Genomic DNA, 531 nt, shown 5'->3' on the forward strand with positions numbered 1-531 from the left:
TCAAAGAGATCAAATTCAGGATCTAAAGTACAACGTGCGGTATCTACAACATCAATATAGTTCCCGACTTCCACAGCGATATTTTGAGAGAACTCTGTTTGATTACCACAATCATCAGTTACAGTCCATATTCTAGTAATATCATAGAATTCTGGGTCAATACCTTGAGTTGATTCTTCATAAAAAGACACATCAATATTATTAGAACAGGAATCTTCAAACACAAGATTAGGTACCGTTGGTATTTCACTACAAAGTACAGCAATAGAAGTTTCAAGGGGTGTTAATAGTGTAGGTGCATTATTATCTTGAACCGTTATGATTTGTGTATGCACCGCTTCATTATCACAATCATCACTAGTCGTCCATGTTCTTACAATAAGATAATCACCGATACATGAGCCATCAATAATTTCTTCTTCAAAGGTAACCTCTGCAGAACTACAGCTATCAATAGCTGTTAACGTATCCGCACCAGGTATGGCATCACATTCTGTAGTTAAGTCCGTCGGAAGCGCTTCATTAAAAGTA

1 pseudogene is annotated in these 531 nt (G+C 36.7%); it reads right to left on the reverse strand.

What is annotated here, in order from left to right:
* Window positions 1–531 (reverse strand): annotated as a pseudogene (locus tag ACJBCC_RS17285) (hypothetical protein); the annotation flags it as partial.

Source organism: Winogradskyella sp. 4-2091, from assembly GCF_045765065.1.
In the GTDB taxonomy this organism is placed as follows: domain Bacteria; phylum Bacteroidota; class Bacteroidia; order Flavobacteriales; family Flavobacteriaceae; genus Winogradskyella.